The organism is Flectobacillus rivi (assembly GCF_030056655.1).
GTDB classification, from domain to species: Bacteria; Bacteroidota; Bacteroidia; order Cytophagales; family Spirosomataceae; genus Flectobacillus; species Flectobacillus rivi.
Map to the genome: position 1 here is coordinate 75,398 of NZ_JASHIE010000008.1, position 17,426 is coordinate 92,823.

At 37.4% G+C, this 17,426-nt stretch carries 13 protein-coding genes and 1 tRNA gene; 4 read left to right on the top strand and 10 right to left on the bottom strand.

What is annotated here, in order from left to right:
- Positions 1–348: 348 nt before the first annotated feature.
- The 10 genes from QM481_RS11815 to atpD form a co-directional block, all read right to left on the bottom strand.
- Positions 349–1,089, bottom strand: coding sequence for a hypothetical protein (locus QM481_RS11815; RefSeq protein ID WP_283381935.1), 741 nt, complete (start codon positions 1,087–1,089; stop codon positions 349–351).
- A gap of 196 nt (positions 1,090–1,285) precedes the next feature.
- Complete coding sequence (locus tag QM481_RS11820; RefSeq protein ID WP_166549759.1) at positions 1,286–1,822, bottom strand: hypothetical protein; 537 nt, start codon at positions 1,820–1,822, stop codon at positions 1,286–1,288.
- 103 nt (positions 1,823–1,925) lie between these two features.
- Positions 1,926–4,301 (bottom strand): hypothetical protein, encoded by a 2,376-nt coding sequence (locus QM481_RS11825; RefSeq protein WP_283381936.1) that lies wholly within the window; start codon positions 4,299–4,301, stop codon positions 1,926–1,928.
- Positions 4,267–5,295 carry a hypothetical protein gene (locus QM481_RS11830; protein WP_283381937.1) on the bottom strand — a complete coding sequence of 343 codons (1,029 nt, stop codon included), beginning with the start codon at positions 5,293–5,295 and terminating at the stop codon, positions 4,267–4,269. The genes QM481_RS11825 and QM481_RS11830 overlap by 35 nt, the downstream gene beginning before the upstream one ends.
- 185 nt (positions 5,296–5,480) lie before the next feature.
- Positions 5,481–6,725: an SAM-dependent methyltransferase gene (locus QM481_RS11835; RefSeq protein ID WP_283381938.1), complete on the bottom strand. Its 1,245-nt coding sequence runs from the start codon at positions 6,723–6,725 to the stop codon at positions 5,481–5,483.
- A gap of 20 nt (positions 6,726–6,745) precedes the next feature.
- Entirely contained in the window at positions 6,746–7,540 is a 795-nt protein-coding gene (locus tag QM481_RS11840) for a DUF1365 domain-containing protein (protein ID WP_283381939.1), read from the bottom strand.
- Positions 7,537–8,802: an NAD(P)/FAD-dependent oxidoreductase gene (locus QM481_RS11845; RefSeq protein ID WP_283381940.1), complete on the bottom strand. Its 1,266-nt coding sequence runs from the start codon at positions 8,800–8,802 to the stop codon at positions 7,537–7,539. Before QM481_RS11845 ends, QM481_RS11840 begins: the two co-directional genes overlap by 4 nt.
- A complete protein-coding gene (locus QM481_RS11850) occupies positions 8,803–9,834 on the bottom strand; it encodes an SAM-dependent methyltransferase (protein WP_283381941.1) in 1,032 nt (343 codons plus the stop codon).
- Between the two features lie 485 nt (positions 9,835–10,319).
- Complete coding sequence (gene atpC / locus QM481_RS11855) at positions 10,320–10,550, bottom strand: ATP synthase F1 subunit epsilon (RefSeq protein WP_095160701.1); 231 nt, start codon at positions 10,548–10,550, stop codon at positions 10,320–10,322.
- Between the two features lie 102 nt (positions 10,551–10,652).
- Complete coding sequence (gene atpD / locus QM481_RS11860) at positions 10,653–12,170, bottom strand: F0F1 ATP synthase subunit beta (protein ID WP_283381942.1); 1,518 nt, start codon at positions 12,168–12,170, stop codon at positions 10,653–10,655.
- 514 nt (positions 12,171–12,684) lie between these two features.
- On the opposite strand from atpD, the gene QM481_RS11865 reads away from it, so the two are divergent.
- The 4 genes from QM481_RS11865 (at position 12,685) to era (ending at position 17,397) form a co-directional block, all read left to right on the top strand.
- Complete coding sequence (locus tag QM481_RS11865) at positions 12,685–15,129, top strand: hypothetical protein (protein ID WP_283381943.1); 2,445 nt, start codon at positions 12,685–12,687, stop codon at positions 15,127–15,129.
- Positions 15,130–15,218: 89 nt separating this feature from the next.
- Complete coding sequence (locus QM481_RS11870; protein WP_166549750.1) at positions 15,219–15,929, top strand: ABC transporter ATP-binding protein; 711 nt, start codon at positions 15,219–15,221, stop codon at positions 15,927–15,929.
- A 261-nt stretch (positions 15,930–16,190) separates the two neighbouring features.
- A tRNA-Met gene (locus QM481_RS11875) sits at positions 16,191–16,263 on the top strand.
- A 228-nt stretch (positions 16,264–16,491) separates the two neighbouring features.
- Positions 16,492–17,397 (top strand): GTPase Era, encoded by a 906-nt coding sequence (gene era, locus QM481_RS11880; RefSeq protein WP_095160705.1) that lies wholly within the window; start codon positions 16,492–16,494, stop codon positions 17,395–17,397.
- Positions 17,398–17,426: the final 29 nt, after the last annotated feature.

A 17,426-nucleotide genomic window follows, 5' to 3' on the forward strand; every position in this document is an offset into this window, starting at 1 on the left:
TATTGGGACATAAATCATCTAAGCTAGCGTACAAAATGAAGAGTGATAGTTTCTGAGATTAAGCATTTTAAGATCATAACTCACAGTTCTGCATTAGTACTTACTATAGGGCGAGAGGCAAGAATCTAACTGTAAAATTGTCGCGGATACGAGTGAATAGAGTTTAAGTGGTTTATATATCTTAGGCTATTACTACAGTTAGTAAAAGGTATGCTAAGCATACTAATATAAATGTAAATTTGTGCAAGAATATATTATTATGCAAGCATAACAATATATTTATTTATAAAAAAAGGATAATCGTTTTGACTATCCTTTTTTACTGAATTTATTTAGGGTTAGTTGATATTAAAACATCTTGTCTGGTTTGGCTACAAGTAATCTGAATTTTCGTTCGCCTTTTGTTGTGCGCAAACGTACGCTATATTCGCCATTAGATAATTCGTAACTAGGCCATAAAATTGCTTCAGAGCTACTTTTTACTATTACTTGGCATGGTACACCCATCCCTGAAGCTGTACTTACTAAAATTTCGGCTGTATCAACATCATCTTGTTTTACTCGAATCATATCTGATTGCTCGTCACTATGAATTGTTACACCTTTAAAATCAGGACGATAGATAGCCATAGGGGCATATACTTGGATATTTTTATCTGATTTTACGGCAAGAATACGATAAAACTTAGCAGCTTCCTGTGAGTGAATCTCATCTGTATAAGTAAGTAATTCATTATTTTTCCCTCCCTTAATTTCAGCAATATCTACATAAGACTCCAAATCAGAGCTTGATTGAAGGATATATCGCTTTACTTCGTTGGTTTCGGCAGTCCAAGTAAACTTTACTTGGTCATTTTCCAGAATAGTCTTAAGGTTAATAAGTTCATTAGAAAGACCTACAGCTCTACCTCGTAATGATGACTTAGGGACGTTATTATCATCGTGAGATTTTAAGAGAAATACAACTTCTTTGTCATAGACCAGTTGCTTCACTTTATTTTTGGGATGATATGGTAATGGAGCAACAAAAGATAGATTAATCACAGCGCTTGTCAAAACGCATAAATTGAGCCAAAATGTATATTTCATACAAGTTTATAAATGATTAGTTGGTTTACGGCGGATATCTTATTTGAATCAAATTTCACGCCACTTACCTCCTGAAAATCAAAAAAATACTATATTTTACATTACTGAGTCTTTCAATGGTTAAGTGCTCTATTTCAATGGATAAAAAAAAAGAGGCTCTTTCGAAGCCTCTTTTTTTGTGAACTGAAATCACAATTTATTTTACACGGACACCTTTCATGTGTCTTTCTTTCACTTTCAAATTAGTTAATACACTCTTAGAAAGAAGTAATCTTACACGAGTTGGAAATATCACTAAATACATGTTTCCTTCGTAATCAATTCTTGAAAAACTTGGACTTCCCTTCTGGTCAATCAACTGATAAAAATATTCACCTTTTTCTCCAGGAACAGCTCCAAAACGCAACCAGTTTTCTCCATCAGAAGTTTGTTCGAATGTAATTAACAAAGAACCATTTTCTTCGCGCTGAACCATCCCTGGTGTATTTTTATCCAAAGATATGCGATTGATATATCGCCCATTTTTGAAGAATACCTTACCAGATTTGATATTGGCGTTAGAAGAAGGCACCTCTCTCTCCAAAACTAATGGATTATCATTGTAGAATTGTATTTTAGCTAAATCCAGTTCGTTTTCTTGTAAGGTGTGCATCAAGCTTCCTGTTAAATAAACAGTCTTTTGACAACTAGTTAAAGAAAATACCAGTACTACGAAGAGAAATATTTTTTTCATTGTTTTTTGTGTTAATTCTTGACGGTAAAAATACAAAAAAGAGCCTGCTTATCAAACTGAATAGGTATTCTATCTCTTTGACTAGCCGACGTTTAAAGAACTATTACTTCTTGACTTTCACAAAAGTGCTATAATCTGAGCACTCACGAATTAAGGACTTCTGGAACTTAGTATTCTTATATTTTTCTTTTAAAAGCGTAAAATAGTGTTCGTAATCACGAGCCTTATCTTTAGCAATTCTGGCTTCAAATACGGTGTAATCTTCTTCACCAGACTGGCTATTGGCATGGACAAAGAAAGCTGCATTTTCACATTTGGCAGCACCGAATGCTGCCTTAGCTGCAAGCTCAGCATCAGGGCTTTTTAAGGCTGTTTCAAAATAACTTTTTGCTTTAGTTGCCAAATAATAATCGGTCTCATAATCTTTCTGCACATATCCATTAACTTCGCCTGTACTCCATTCGCGACGTAATAGCACCCACGAGTTACCTTGATACGACATACTGTATGCTCCGCAACCCAATAAATAAGCAGCTTCAAAATCGTTAGGGTTATCTGCCAAACGACTAGCCAACTCTTGCATTTTTTGTGCAAAAGCTACTGGAGTGTAAGTACTACGTTTTTCTTTATTAGTTGTAGTCATAAAGAATGGATCTTCGTTGAAATAGCTCTTCCAAGGCTCCTGACGCCATACCTCTGGCGCTACTTTTTCAAATGCCTTAGTTGCTTTGGCATAATCATGCTCCGACAAGGCACGGCGACCCAACAATACATATAAATGATCTTGGCTAAAACCTGTCATTGATTGAAGCAAAGAATCATAAGCTGATTTTTTTGACTCTTGAAAATAGGCAATTACTTGTTCAATGGTTTTGGATTCGGTGGTGTCTTCGATGGCATACATATCGGTTTGCGACATATATCCTCCATACTCATGACCAGAATTTGTTTGGTAGCTGGTCAATGCAGCCAACAAATATGCCTTGGCTTTGGGATAAGGAATCGTAACCTTTTCGGGTTCGCTTTTCTTATTCATACAACTAGCCAACCAGCCTTGTTTTTCTTCCTTCTCGTGTGGCAAACGACCATAATAGCGTGCTATCAATTGCTTTGAAGCTTCTGCTAAAGCATTGCTCATGCGAAAATCTTTCGGCTTGCCAAATGATGCCAATACTGGTGTAATTTCATCTTCTAATTCTGGGGTAATTTTAGGTGATTTATTACTTAGCAACAACAATTCTTGGATTTCCAATTGCTTACTCAAACCAGTATTTGGCTTAACCACTAATTTTGCTTCAGCCAAATATTCAGCAGACTTATCAAAATTCTTTTCTATATATTCCAAATAAGATAAGGCTCCCAACCAAAAACCTGTCTTAGGAACTTGTGGATTAGTAGAACAAGCTGTGGCAAAATCTTTTAGTTTTTGCCAATATGGAATAGCCTTATCGTGATTTTCTTTTTCTTTATTAGCATCAGGTTCGCCCATCCAATAGTCTACTTGCTTGTAGTAAAGCGCTTCATTCTTGTTGATTTCTCGTGACATCACGAGCTCTATCAAAGGATGCGTTGGGTCTAAATCAACCATTTTTTCTAAAAACTTCAACCCTTCTTCACTAGGTTTGATTGCTGCGAAAGCATACACTGCTGCTTTTTCATGACTATTTTTACACAAGGCAACAGCCCCTTCCTGAAATCCTATTCCTCTTGAGCGAATACTTAAGTCTGCCGCATGGCGACGACTTGGACAGCGGTCAAATACTTGAGCAAAATCGTAATACGCCTGTACCGAATCACCCAAGGCAATAAGTGCTCCTGCCTTACGAGACAATGCCCAGTCGGAGATATAGGTCTTTTTCTTCAAAGGTTTTATTGCTGCATCATATACTTGTAAGGCCTCTTGCGGTTGGTCGTTCATCATTGCCAACTTGATTGTTTGGAAGGCATAACGTTCTTTCACAAACTCATCTTTCAACTGAGGCAATGCGGCTTTGGCATTTGTAAATAACTCAACCAAAGCAACTGTATCTACTTTAGTTTCTGTAAAGTAATCAACCGTTTCACGCTTATACGCTTGGTCAATACCACGCACAAATGTAATATAATCGGCAGCTTCAGCTTTTTGATGACTTGCCAACCAATCTTGTAATGCTGAAGAAGTGCCGTAAAGTGATTGTTCAATTTGTTTTTTAGATATCTTCCCTCCTACGTATTTACTCCAAGCTGAGATATTGAGCGGTTTTTCGTGGTCAATAGTATCTTCATTGCCGACGTTATAATCGTCATAATCATTATAAAAAAACTGAGACGAATACGCATATTTTAAATCACCCCCTTTTACGGTAGCAGATTCAGGCATGAAAAAACTCATAAATTCATCGTAATCTGCCATGCCAGGACCACAGGCCAAAATGGTAAAAATCACAAGTGAGGCAACAGACTTTTTACTCAGGTTGATATAGTTCTTTAATTTGTTCATGTGTGTAAGTTTTGAGACTTTCGGAATCTAAATGATATAGGGCAAATGTAAGTTTTTGATTTGATATTTTCTTCTTTATCAATCGACAACCTTTTGAGAGGTCATCATAAGCCACTTCTTCGGTTCGGAACACGTCTCCTTTACGAATTCCAATACCCCATAAAGTGATATCTCGCTGTGCGATAAACCGATTTTTGTCTTGTTCAAATAGAGATATACTGCTAAAATCCTTGGAACTGACGGCATTCAAAAAATACTGAAATTGATGATTTCGATACCCTACAGTCCAATGAAAGGCAGGCATTACTAAATCCAAAGGCAAAGGATATTCTGACAATTCGCCGATGTATTGGCTTAGAACATCGGGCGTAAAAATTGAATTTGCCGTTTTTTCATTTTTCCAATCTGCCATATTATAGCACATCAACATACCTCGTTCGACAGGAGGTACGCCTGTTTTTTCTGAAAATTTAACTTGATGCAACCTAATCGTAACGCTGATATGAGGATACTTCTTACGAAGAATCGTTAATAGAGTAAAATATTTTTTCTTGGTAGATAAAGTCCAGTCGCAATCTATTTGAATTTCATTATTCCCGACAGATTCGCCTATCCAACCCTGATGAATAACCTCTATTTTATCTATTATTTTTTCAGTAAAATCTTCCAAATATCGAGGTTCAAGCCATTTCAAGGTTTGATTAGTCAGATATACCACGGGTACAACACTCATTCCTTGAGGTACTTTTTGCTTGGGTATCAATACGGCTTTGAAAGTCGGCTTTGCGGTACGCTCATCCAAATCCACATCAAAATACTTGACATATAACTTTTGAATATGATTATCTGTAAGGATTTGCGCTTCATCATTGGACAACTTAAAAACGGTTTTCCAATAATAAAAAGCTGGTGTGATCTGCTTGGGAGGCTCCGAAGAGTTACAAGCCCAAACAAATGTTAGTAATAACAAAAAGCAATAGAAGGGGAATTTCATTTTTCTCAAAACACAGGTATTTCTATCTTATACATACTCCTGTTTTATGATAGGATAACAGCAAAAAATCTTTGAGTAAAAGTAAGTGACTTCATATTAAAACGCTGTCAATTACTTCTACCCAAAGAATACTTCGCCAAAAATACAGGCTTGTTTTGAGAGTTAACGATATAGGTACGAAAAACTTATCGAGTGGTATTATTCGGTCGTGTATAGGTCAATTGCATTACATGAATATTACGGCTGGCAAAGGCAGCCTCGCAATAATTCAGATAATAACTCCACTTACGAATAAACGTATCATCAAAGCCTAGCGCCTTGACTTGTTGAATATTTTGATGAAACTGGTCATACCACAATTTCAAAGTATAGGCATAATCCAAGCCCATATCTTTGAGGTTGACCAATGTAAAATCACTAGTTTTGTTGATAGCCTGATTAATAGCTCCTACCGAAGGCAACAACGAACCAGGGAATATATATTTCTGAATCCAATCCACGCCTTTTCTTAAAGATTCATAGCGAGAATCAGGACTAGTAATTACTTGAAAAGCCAGAATACCATCTTTTTTGAGAAGTTCGTTGCATTTAGCAAAATAGACTGGCAAAAATTCATGTCCTACTGCTTCTAGCATTTCAATAGAAACAATCTTATCGAATTTCCCTGTAATCAGGCGGTAATCTTTCAACAAAATCTCGACTCTATCGCTCAAGCCCTCGGCTTTTACTCGCTCAGTTGCCAGCTTGTGTTGCTCTTCCGAGATAGTTACAGAAGTAACTCTACAACCATAATTTTTGGCCATGTAGATAGCATTAGCGCCCCAACCACTTCCAATTTCGAGTACATGGTCAGTAGATTTGAGATGCAACTGACGGCACAAACGTTCATACTTTTCGAGTTGAGCCTCTTCTAATGACAAGCCTTTTTCTTTAAAATAAGCACTTGAATAGGTCATAGAAGGGTCAAGAAACAGCGCAAAAAAATCATTATTCAAATCATAATGTTCGGATATATTCTTTCTAGAGCCATCCAAGCTATTCGCACGCCCAATATGATAGATTTTATTACTCAACTTGAGTAGGTTCAAAAGCCAGTTTTGGGTTTTATTACCAGAAATAACAGGGACATTTTCGAGGTTATCCAAAAACCAACGAATTACCTGCGTAATATTATTGGTATCCCAAAAGCCCATTACGTAGGCTTCGCCAAAACCAATATCTCCGTAAAGCATGATATGCTTAAAAAATCGTTCGTCTTTAATCTCAATTTTAGCTGTTGGAAAGACCTGCGTGTTTCCAAAAAACAACACTTCTCCACTTGGTAATGTCACTTGTAATTTACCCAAGGTCATTTTTTGCAAAACATCCAAAATCGCTTTTTGATAAAAACTAGGTTTGGTACGCTGTGTATTTTTCAAAGTTGTTGTCATAACAAAATAAGGATTTATGGTTAGTGAGAAAGAGGTCTATATATGTCTCTTTGAAGCTCTGGATGCGATTTTTTGGCATAAAACGGAAGCCGTTTCAGCCACAGTACAAAAGCATTCCAATGAATGAGCCACATAATACGAAGGGTAATCATCGGAAATCGAATCGCATACCAAGCGACATTGGCATTGTTTAGTGGCTTTTTTTTACCCCAAAGCGTACTTTTGAAAAAGGATTTGTCACCTTTAAAATCATCTATCTTGATATGCAACGACTCATTGGGTATACGAAGTTTGAAGTCAAATTCGGCATCCATATCAATAAAAGGCGACACATAAAAATGCTTGACTTCTCGATGCTCAAAGCGTTCTTCCTTTTCCAGAAAAGACTGAATCAAATAGGGCTTCATTTCTCTGAATGTATTACTCACCTCCGCAACTACACATACAGGGTGTTTTTTTTCATCAAAACAGTAATAAAATGATACAGGATTGAACTGATATCCCCATGTAGTAAGGTGGGTCAAAAGCATGATTTTTCCACCTTTCAAATCTATTCCTTTAGCATGCAAGTACGTCAAGATTTGCTCCTTCACATCTTTATTGGTTTCAGGCTTTTCTTTTGGGTACTGCAAATGGTTTTTATCAAAAAAACTAAATACATTCCAACGATTTCGACTAATCCATTTCACATGTTTTGGAATGATATCAAGTTCATCTAAATCAAGGTAAAACATAAACAGCTTATACGTGAATCCATGTTTGATGGGCTCACTTCGCTGGTGCATTACCTTACATTCATAGATACAGGATTTCATGAGCCATAAATATTTTTGCCCGTAAGCGTTCTACATAAGTTCACCGCAGAAGTAAAAGCATCTTCATGGAAGCCATATTTGAAATAACTTCCACAGAAATAAATACCTCCTTCGGTATTCAGCAAATGCAATTGTTGTTGTGCTTGCATAGCTGGAACATCAAACAGTGGGTGCTCATATTCTATCACTTTCAATATCTTGGAAGGATCGATATTAGGCTGAGCGTTAATCGAAACAAAGTAGTTTTTCTTCTTAGAAACGCCCTGCAACTGATTCATCCAATAAATAATTGAAGGCTGCAAACCTTTTTCGGTTGACTCAATCCGATAATTCCAACTACTCCAAGTCAAGCGATTTTGAGGCATAATAGACTCGTCGGTATGTAGCGTTGCAATATTTTTCTGGTACTTAAATTTGGATAACAATTTATCTTGTAAAACAGAGGGCTCTTCGAGCAAGCCCAACGCTTGGTCGCCATGAGTGGCAATGATGACTTTATCAAAAAGCTCAGTTGTGCCATCGCTAAGTAACACGCTCACACCATTTGCTTCTTTCTTTACACTTACCGCAGCACACCCTATCTGTATTTTTTCTTGAAAAGGTTTTATCAAAATATCTCGATACATACGGCTTCCACCATCGAGCGTGTACCACTGATGTTGCGTGTTGAGTCCCAGAAAACCATGATTATAAAAGAATCGAATCAGAGAAACAGCTGGGAAATCGAGCATCAATTCCATAGGTGTCGACCACACCGCCGAGCTCATAGGCACAAGGTATTTCCAAAGCATATCCTCGCCAAAACCAAACTCACGGATATATTCTCCCAGGGTATGATTCTGATATTTGGGGTCGTCCAAAATCTTGACAGATTGTTCATTGAAACGACCGATTTGCAAAAGCATTTTCCAGTGTTTCAACGAAAAAAGCTGTTTTCTCTGCGCAAACAAGCCATTTAATCCTGAGCCGCAATATTCTAGCTGAGATGGCAAATGTTGTACACTAAAAGACATATCTGTCTTTTTGATAGGAGCTTTTATTTCCTCAAAAAGTTTACACAAATTTGGATAGGTCTGAAAGTTAAAGACCATAAATCCTGTGTCGATATGTACAGGAGTACCTTCCTCATCGACGGTCATGGTATTTGTATGCCCGCCGATATAGTTATTTTGTTCAAAAAGAGAAATATCATAATCCTGATGGAGAAAATGACCGCATCCCATCCCAGCAATGCCAGTCCCTATGATTGCTATTTTTTCCATCTAGTTTTTCTTAAATAAATAATGACTAATCATCCACTCATTACCGCCGTTGTAGGCAAACAATTCGGCGCAAGCCAAATAGAACAAACGCCAATATACCCACCATTTCACTGCTTGGTCTTTCCCATAGGTTTGCTCAAACAAAGGCATAATTTGCGCTTTGTGAGCATCCATTTTTTGTAGCCATGCTTCTGATGTTTTGCCATAATGCGTACCATTCACATGCCAATGCTTATCTACCGAAAGATGGTCATTGAAGTAAAATAACAAATGGTCGCTTGGCATAATACCTCCTGTGAAGAAGTATTTACTCATCCAGTCGGACTCGTCAATTACTTCAAACTTATAGGCATATTCTTTATGCGTAAAAATGTGAACAAAGAGCTTTCCTGAAGGCTTCAAGAATGACGATATTTTCTGTAGTAAAAGTCTGTAGTTACGCATGTGTTCAAACATTTCGACAGATACTACACGGTCATAATGTTCCTTATGAGTATCGAACACATTGATATCTGAGGTTACTACTTGAAGGTTTACAATACCTCTTTGACGCGCTTGTTCGTCGATATGAGCCTTTTGTGTCTTGGAGTTTGATACTACTGTAAAACGGCTTGCAGGATATTTAGCAGCCATATACAATGACAGTGAGCCCCATCCACATCCCAATTCGAGCACATCCTGTCCATTGGCTAATTCGGCACGCTGACAAGTGAGTTCAAGCATATCGGCTTCGGAAGTATCCAAATCTGTTACCCCTTCTTTCCAATAACCACAAGAATATTTGAGATGCTTCCCTAAGCAATATTGATAGAATTGGGTTGGCACTTCATAGTGCTGTTCGTTTGCTTCTGCTGTATTGATAGCAATAGGCGAGTTACGAAGCTCCTCAAGGAGATTCAGTAAATGTTGATGTTGCAATTCTGTTTCGCCTTTATTTTCATCTTTCAAACGCTGTTCGACCAATTGTCGAATACCATATCGAATTAAAAAATCGGGCAATAGATCTTTTTCGAGCAATGAATTATACCACATAAAACAAAATAAGGTTAGTAAATAAGGACAATAAAGTATCAGGGTGAATGCAAAGGAGCATCACCAATATTTTTACAATAAAGGATTCAAATTTTAAGAACTAAGAATGGTTTTCTTAACAGGAGTAAAAGCCTCAAAACAACAACAGCACGCTAAGACTCCAGATAAAAATTAACTAAAAGCTTGAGATATAGTAATCATTTATCCATGGATTGGTTACTTCCATACGGCAAAAAAGATTAAATGAATAGTATATCTGCGGCAGATTTTGGTAGTATTCTTCAGATGATTATGAAAGCATTCTAAAATAACTAATACACTAATAACAGCTAACTTCTTTTACTTATCTGAAGTGTTCTGAAAATATCTACGAAGAAAAAGTGAGTTTAGATTTGGGGAGAAATAAATAACTGTAGAAACATATAAAAAACAAAAAGCGACACAGTCAGACTGTATCGCTTTTGAAGAAGGCATTGTAAAGCAAATTACAAAACAGCTTCGGCCAAAACTAGCACTTTGTTGTTAACTACTTCAACCACTCCGCCGTCGATTGTAAATTCTTGCTTATCAGCCATCAAAGTGCCTTTACCCAACGTAGAAACGATTGGGGCGTGGTCTTTCAAAATTTGGAAAGAACCATTAGTTCCAGGCAAGGTTACCACTGATACTTCACCAGAGAAAACCGTCTTATCCGGAGTAATAATTTGTAAGTTCATTTCTATAAGAATTTGAAAATTTGAGAACCTGAAAATTTGAAAAGAATTCAAATCAAAAATGTGTCAATTCTGTTCAAACTGACACATTTTCAAATTTCCAAATTATTTAGCTGCGTCTGCCAACAATTTCTCACCTTTAGCAACTGCATCTTCGATAGTACCTACCAAGTTGAATGCAGCTTCTGGCAAGTGGTCATACAAACCATCAATGATTTCGTTGAAACCTTTGATAGTATCGTTGATGTCTACCAACGCACCCTTCAAGCCTGTAAATTGTTCAGCTACGAAGAATGGTTGAGACAAGAAACGTTGCACACGACGAGCACGAGATACAACCAATCTATCTTCTTCAGACAATTCGTCCAAACCAAGGATAGCGATGATATCTTGTAATTCTTTGTAACGTTGTAAGATTTCTTTCACACGTTGAGCAGTATTGTAGTGTTTGTCACCCAATACGTCAGCAGAAAGAATACGAGAAGTAGAATCCAATGGGTCTACTGCAGGATAGATACCTAACTCAGCAATTTTACGAGATAATACCGTAGTAGCATCTAAGTGGGTAAATGTTGTTGCAGGAGCAGGGTCAGTTAAGTCATCGGCAGGTACATATACCGCTTGTACTGAAGTAATTGAACCACGTTTTGTTGAAGCAATACGCTCTTGCATCGCACCCATTTCAGTTGCCAATGTTGGTTGGTAACCTACGGCTGAAGGCATACGACCCAAAAGGGCAGATACCTCAGAACCCGCCTGAGTAAAACGGAAGATGTTGTCGATAAAGAAAAGGATATCACGTCCTTTGCCTTCGCCATCACCATCACGGAAGTATTCAGCAACTGTCAAACCTGACAAAGCAACACGAGCACGTGCACCTGGAGGTTCGTTCATTTGACCGAAGATAAAGGTTGCTTGTGATTCTTTCAAAGCTTCTTCATCTACTTTGCTCAAATCCCATCCGCCTTCTTCCATAGAGTGTTTGAATGCTTCACCGTATTTCACGATACCTGATTCAATCATCTCACGCAACAAGTCGTTACCCTCACGAGTACGCTCACCTACACCAGCAAATACAGAAAGACCTTCGTAAGCTTTTGCGATGTTGTTGATAAGTTCTTGGATCAATACAGTTTTACCTACACCTGCACCACCGAACAAACCGATTTTACCACCTTTTACATAAGGAGCAAGCAAGTCAATTACCTTGATACCTGTAAATAAAACCTCAGTAGAAGTTGCTAATTCTTCAAACTTAGGAGCATGACGGTGGATAGGCAATCTTGTAGCAGATGATGGTTGAGCAATACCATCGATTGCTTCACCTACTACGTTAAACAAACGTCCTTTGATAGCATCGCCCGTAGGAACAGAAATAGCTTGACCTAAGTCAAATACTTCTTGACCTCTTTGAAGACCATCTGTACCTTCCATTGCGATTGTACGTACACGGTCTTCACCTAAGTGTTGTTGTACTTCAAGGATAACTTTTGTGCCGTTGGCTTTCTGAACCTCCAAGGCATTCAAGATTGCAGGAAGCTTAGAGCCTTCGCCTTCGAAGCTTACGTCTACAACCGGACCGATTACTTGCGTAACCTTTCCTTTATTGACTGCATTTGCCATTTTGTATTGTGATTTTGTTATCTGATTATCAAGTGATTAAGCAAAGTGTGAATTTGCTATACCGTTTCGGAGCGCAAAATTACTCTGTAAATCTCAGATAACCAATTGTTGTTTTTGGATTTTTACCAGTTTTTTTGCTGAAAAGGTATAGGTTTTGTTGAATCTTATTTAGTTTGGCTCTTATTGCCATCCTGCTTTTTCTACAGCACACTCTTGCTTTTGCCATATTTTTCCTTTTCAATGTTCCAAAAAAAATCTATTTGTTTTAGATAATTCGTTTTTTTCAGAATTTGACAAAAAAAATTAAGGCAAATTTTCATCTTTTCGAAATGAGATTTTTTTTCGAAATTTTCCTAAAAAAAAATTCAGCTAACAATTCAAATTCAACTTACTCGTTTATTGAATTTGACTAAATAGCTCAATTTTTCAGGTATACGTTCTAAAGAATTCGTTGTATTATTGCGCTACTAATTCGACCAGTAGTGGTTTAGCATCATCTTATTCCCTCAAATTCATGAATCATTCTTTCGCTTTTTGGAAACATTGGCAAAAAAATACTCAGTGGCTTTTTCTCTCTGCACTAGCTCTTCTACTGACTAGCTTGGTTGGTTTGGCCTATTACTATGTCAATTATCTAGAAAATGTCATTCATTGGGATATTCTAAGCGAACTCGACGACATTACTATCAGTCTCGACCCTGCCCAAAGTGCTGATGGAATGTTACATATTCCAAGCAAAGCATATATTATTCGTGAACAATTTCTGGCTTCGACGATGCGTATCAACGTCGAAGCTTCTTGGATTTTTACTATTTTAGCTATTGTCGCACTTTCGCTCATTTATACTGGCATTACCTTTATTTCTCGTACTTGGTATCTCATCTTTACAGGTATATGTGTCTTTTTACTTATGACCTTGCAATGGGATTTGTTTCTCAATCGTACAGGAAATTGGGTAGGATTCGGTATAATTATTGGTTTTGTAGGCTTGAGTTACTTTTTTCATGCCTTCAAACGTGATGCCTCTACGGTAATAAGGTTTCTGACTTTTTTAGTCTATTGGTTAATTGTTGGAGGCGCTATAATCAAGACATCTTCTTACTTAAGTGCAATTACCCATTTTTCTACTCAACTCATTCCTCAAGTTTTTATCTTAGGCACTCTTTTTGTATTTGGGATTGCTTATGAAGTACCTAAATGGTTTGTTTTTATCAGTACTCGTGCTCAAGGCTCTCAAAATTTACTCAATTTTGTAGTACTTACACTTATTTACTGGATCAATGTGCTATTGATTTTCCTACACAACAACAAAGTAATCGATTGGGATATGCTTTATCTCAATCCATTTTTGCTATTTGGAGCATCCACGATATTAGGGATTTGGAGTATCACAGACCGAATGATTTTAGCTGCCAAAGTACTCAATCATGAGTTTGCTACAGCCTTGATATATATTGGTTTAGCAATTTTGAGTACATCTGGAATTTTTTATGCTTTCGCCACTGCCAATGACCCAATGATTGAAGTTTGGGAGGATATTATCACTTATTCCAATCTAGTGATGGGCCTATTATTCTTATTGTATGTGCTATCCAATTTTTATGGACTTTTCCAACAAGGATTGCCTGTTTCGAAGGTACTATACAAGCCTCTAAGTCTGCCTATCTATGTATTTCGTATCATGGCATTAATTATTTTGGTGGCATTATTTTCGATGAAATCCTTCTACACACTCAATCAGGCAATAGCATCGTATTATAATTCATTGGGTGACCATCAGGTAGCAAATCAAGACTATCGTTTTGCTGAAGTGGCCTATAAACAAGCCATAGGAGCCGAATTTCGCAACCATAAAACCAACTATGCTTTGGCTAGCTTAGCACTCTTACAAAACGATAATGAAACAGCAGCTGTCTATTTTAAAAGAGCTTTAGCCAAAAATCCATCTCCGTATGCTTACGAAGGGCTGGCACGTTCTTTCTCTGATCGTGATCGCTTTTTTGACGCTATGTTTACCCTTAAAGAAGCAAGTAAGCAATTTCCTCAAAACACTGAAATTCTTACAAACTTAGCGTATCTCTATAACAGAGCAAAACAACTAGATTCCAGTTTGATTTATTTAGAAAAAGCTCAGGAATTTTCTAATAATTCCCCTATTACTGCTAGTAATTTGGTAGCATTTTGGGCAAAAAATGGCAAACTAGCTACTCAAAAGGAATATACGCAACAGCTCAAAGCAATTGATTATCCAAGCTATCAGGCCAACGCACTTGCTCTTAAGCTAAGTACGCAAGCGCAGTCTGAAGTGATCGAGATTTCAGCAAACCAACAAAAAGCCTTGGATGTATCTACTTTTGCTTTGATTTACAATGCGGCTTTATTCCAGAAAAATCTTGGCGCTGTAATTCCTTTACGTGACTTCGCTCAAAAAGCCGAAAATGACCAATATTCAGAAGACTTAGAATTTGCCCATGCTATGCAACAATTCTACAAAGGTGACAAACAGCTTACTTTTGAACAATTACAAGCTTGGGCAAGCTCAGATACCAGTTCAAGCAAAACACAGTATTACCAAGTGCTGTTAAATACCTTGGTCAAAAAAGAGAGCACCAGCGACACCTTTTCCGAAAATATTGTAGATGCTAAAGCTGCTCAATTAGCCATATATCAGCATCCTCTCAATGAAAAAGTCTTGGAAAAAGTGAGTGTTTTTTATAACAATAATAAAAAACCGGAAGAAGCTTATCGCATTTTGAATAATGCGTTAAAATGGCGAAAAGATAATCCTGCCATTTGGCAAATGTATATATTACAAAGCCTTTCGATTGGAATGGAACCTTATGCCAAAGATGCTTTGATAGATCTTCAAAAACGCTTCCCTACCGATTATCAGCGTTTTCTGCCTCAATATCAAGCTAAAATCGCTCTTATCGAAAAACAAAGTGCAGGTTTTCAATAAATAAGTATGTTTGTTTTAGGAAAAAAGCTCAAGTCTCCTTTTGCCCATTGCATAGGAAGTTTACTTTCACTTTAACCATTCAAACATTCATGAAAATTATTGAAACTACCAATATTTCAAAGCGCTATATCATGGGCGAAGAGGTAATCGACGCACTCAAATCGATTTCTATTTCTGTCAACAAAGGTGAATATGTAGCATTTATGGGGCCTTCAGGTTCGGGTAAATCTACCTTGATGAACATTGTTGGCTGTTTGGACACACCTACTTCGGGACAATATATTTTGAATGAACAAGATGTGAGTAAAATGAGCGATGATGCTTTGGCTACAGTTCGTAATAAGGAAATTGGTTTCGTATTTCAAACCTTTAACCTATTGCCACGTCAGTCCTCGCTTGAAAATGTAGCTTTACCATTAATCTATGCAGGCTATTCCAAAGCCGACCGTATAGAAAAAGCGATGCTCGCTCTCAAAGGAGTTGGTTTAGAAAACCGTGCAGGTCACAAGCCTAATGAGCTTTCAGGCGGTCAGCGCCAGCGTGTGGCTATCGCCAGAGCCTTGGTCAACGACCCTTCTATCCTACTCGCCGATGAGCCAACAGGTAACCTTGATAGTAAAACCTCTTACGAAATCATGGACTTGTTTGACCAATTACACTCAAAAGGCAATACGATTGTAATGGTAACTCACGAAGATGATATTGCTCAATACGCGCACCGAATTTTGCGTTTGAGAGATGGCTTAGTAGAAAGTGACAAGATAAACCCAGATGTTCGCAAGGCAAAAGGGATGTTCTAAAAGCTGATCTTTGCTCATTTTCATGATACACATTTATATAAAAGTCAAAAAAGTAGGTTTTCAAGGAAGCCTACTTTTTTGACTTTTATGAAATATAGAGATACGCACACCATTTTTCTTGAAAATTTTTACATTTTCAAGGCACTGAAATACAAGTAATTACAAATTATTTTCAAAAATTTTAAAAATTTCTTTCTCAATAATTTGCATTTAACACTCCAACTCCCTAATTTTGCAACCCAGTAACAAACACAACAACACCGCAGGATGGAGCAGTAGGTAGCTCGTTGGGCTCATAACCCAAAGGTCGCAGGTTCGAGTCCTGCTCCTGCTACAAGGCAAAGACGAGCTGAAAAGGCTCGTCTTTTTATTTTTTAATAATTTATCGTTGTCATTCCATAGGGAGCTGTATCGCCCGATACGGTAACTCCCGAGCATCATCAAAACACTCATCTTTAGAGAATTTAGAAAACGGTGGCAAAGCCATCCTAAATCCTAGATAGAGTTTTCTCATCTTGTACGGGACTCCATTAACATGGCAAGGGTAATCGTGGACTAGTTCATGGAACAAATCAATCACAAAGCTGGCTTTGTCAGTATTATTGGCAAACCCAACGTAGGAAAATCTACCTTAATGAATGTTTTGGTAGGTGAGCGTCTATCTATCATCACTTCCAAAGCTCAAACTACTCGCCATCGTATTATGGGGATTTTGAATGGGCAACACAATGGTGTAGATTTTCAATTAGTTTATTCTGACACTCCAGGCATTATTTTGCCTAAATATGAGCTTCACAAATCCATGATGAGTTTTGTGCATAGCTCTTTAGAAGATGCAGACATTATTTTGTTTGTTACGGATATTTTCGAAAAATATGACGAAGATGATGTAATCAACAAATTAGCACGCATCAATCATGTTCCTGTGCTTTTGTTGATCAATAAAATTGATTTAGCTACAGAAGAACAAGTGCAAGAAAAAATCGCTCACTGGCGTGAACGTTTCCCTACGCAAGCAATTATTCCAATCTCAGCACTTGGGCAAAAGAATATAGGCTCTATTTTCGACACTATTGTCAATAGTCTCCCTAATCATCCTCCTTATTTTGAAAAGGATGAGCTAACAGATAAGCCTGAACGCTTCTTTGCTTCGGAAATTATTCGTGAGAAAATTTTCAAAAACTACAAAAAAGAAATCCCCTACTCTTGTGAAGTAGCTATTACGGCATTTAAAGAGGAAGATAATATCATCAGAATTTCATCAGAAATCTACGTCGAGCGTGTAACCCAACGTGCCATTATTATTGGTCACAAAGGAGAATCTATCAAAAAAGTAGGTATTCAAGCTCGTGAAGAACTAGAGAAATTCTTTGGAAAAAAAGTGTTCTTAGAACAATTTGTGAAAGTCGAACCAGAGTGGCGTTCGAAAGCACAAAAACTCAAGCAGTTTGGTTATAGCCAAGATTAATGAGTAAAAGCAGTCGTGCTACTCTCCTA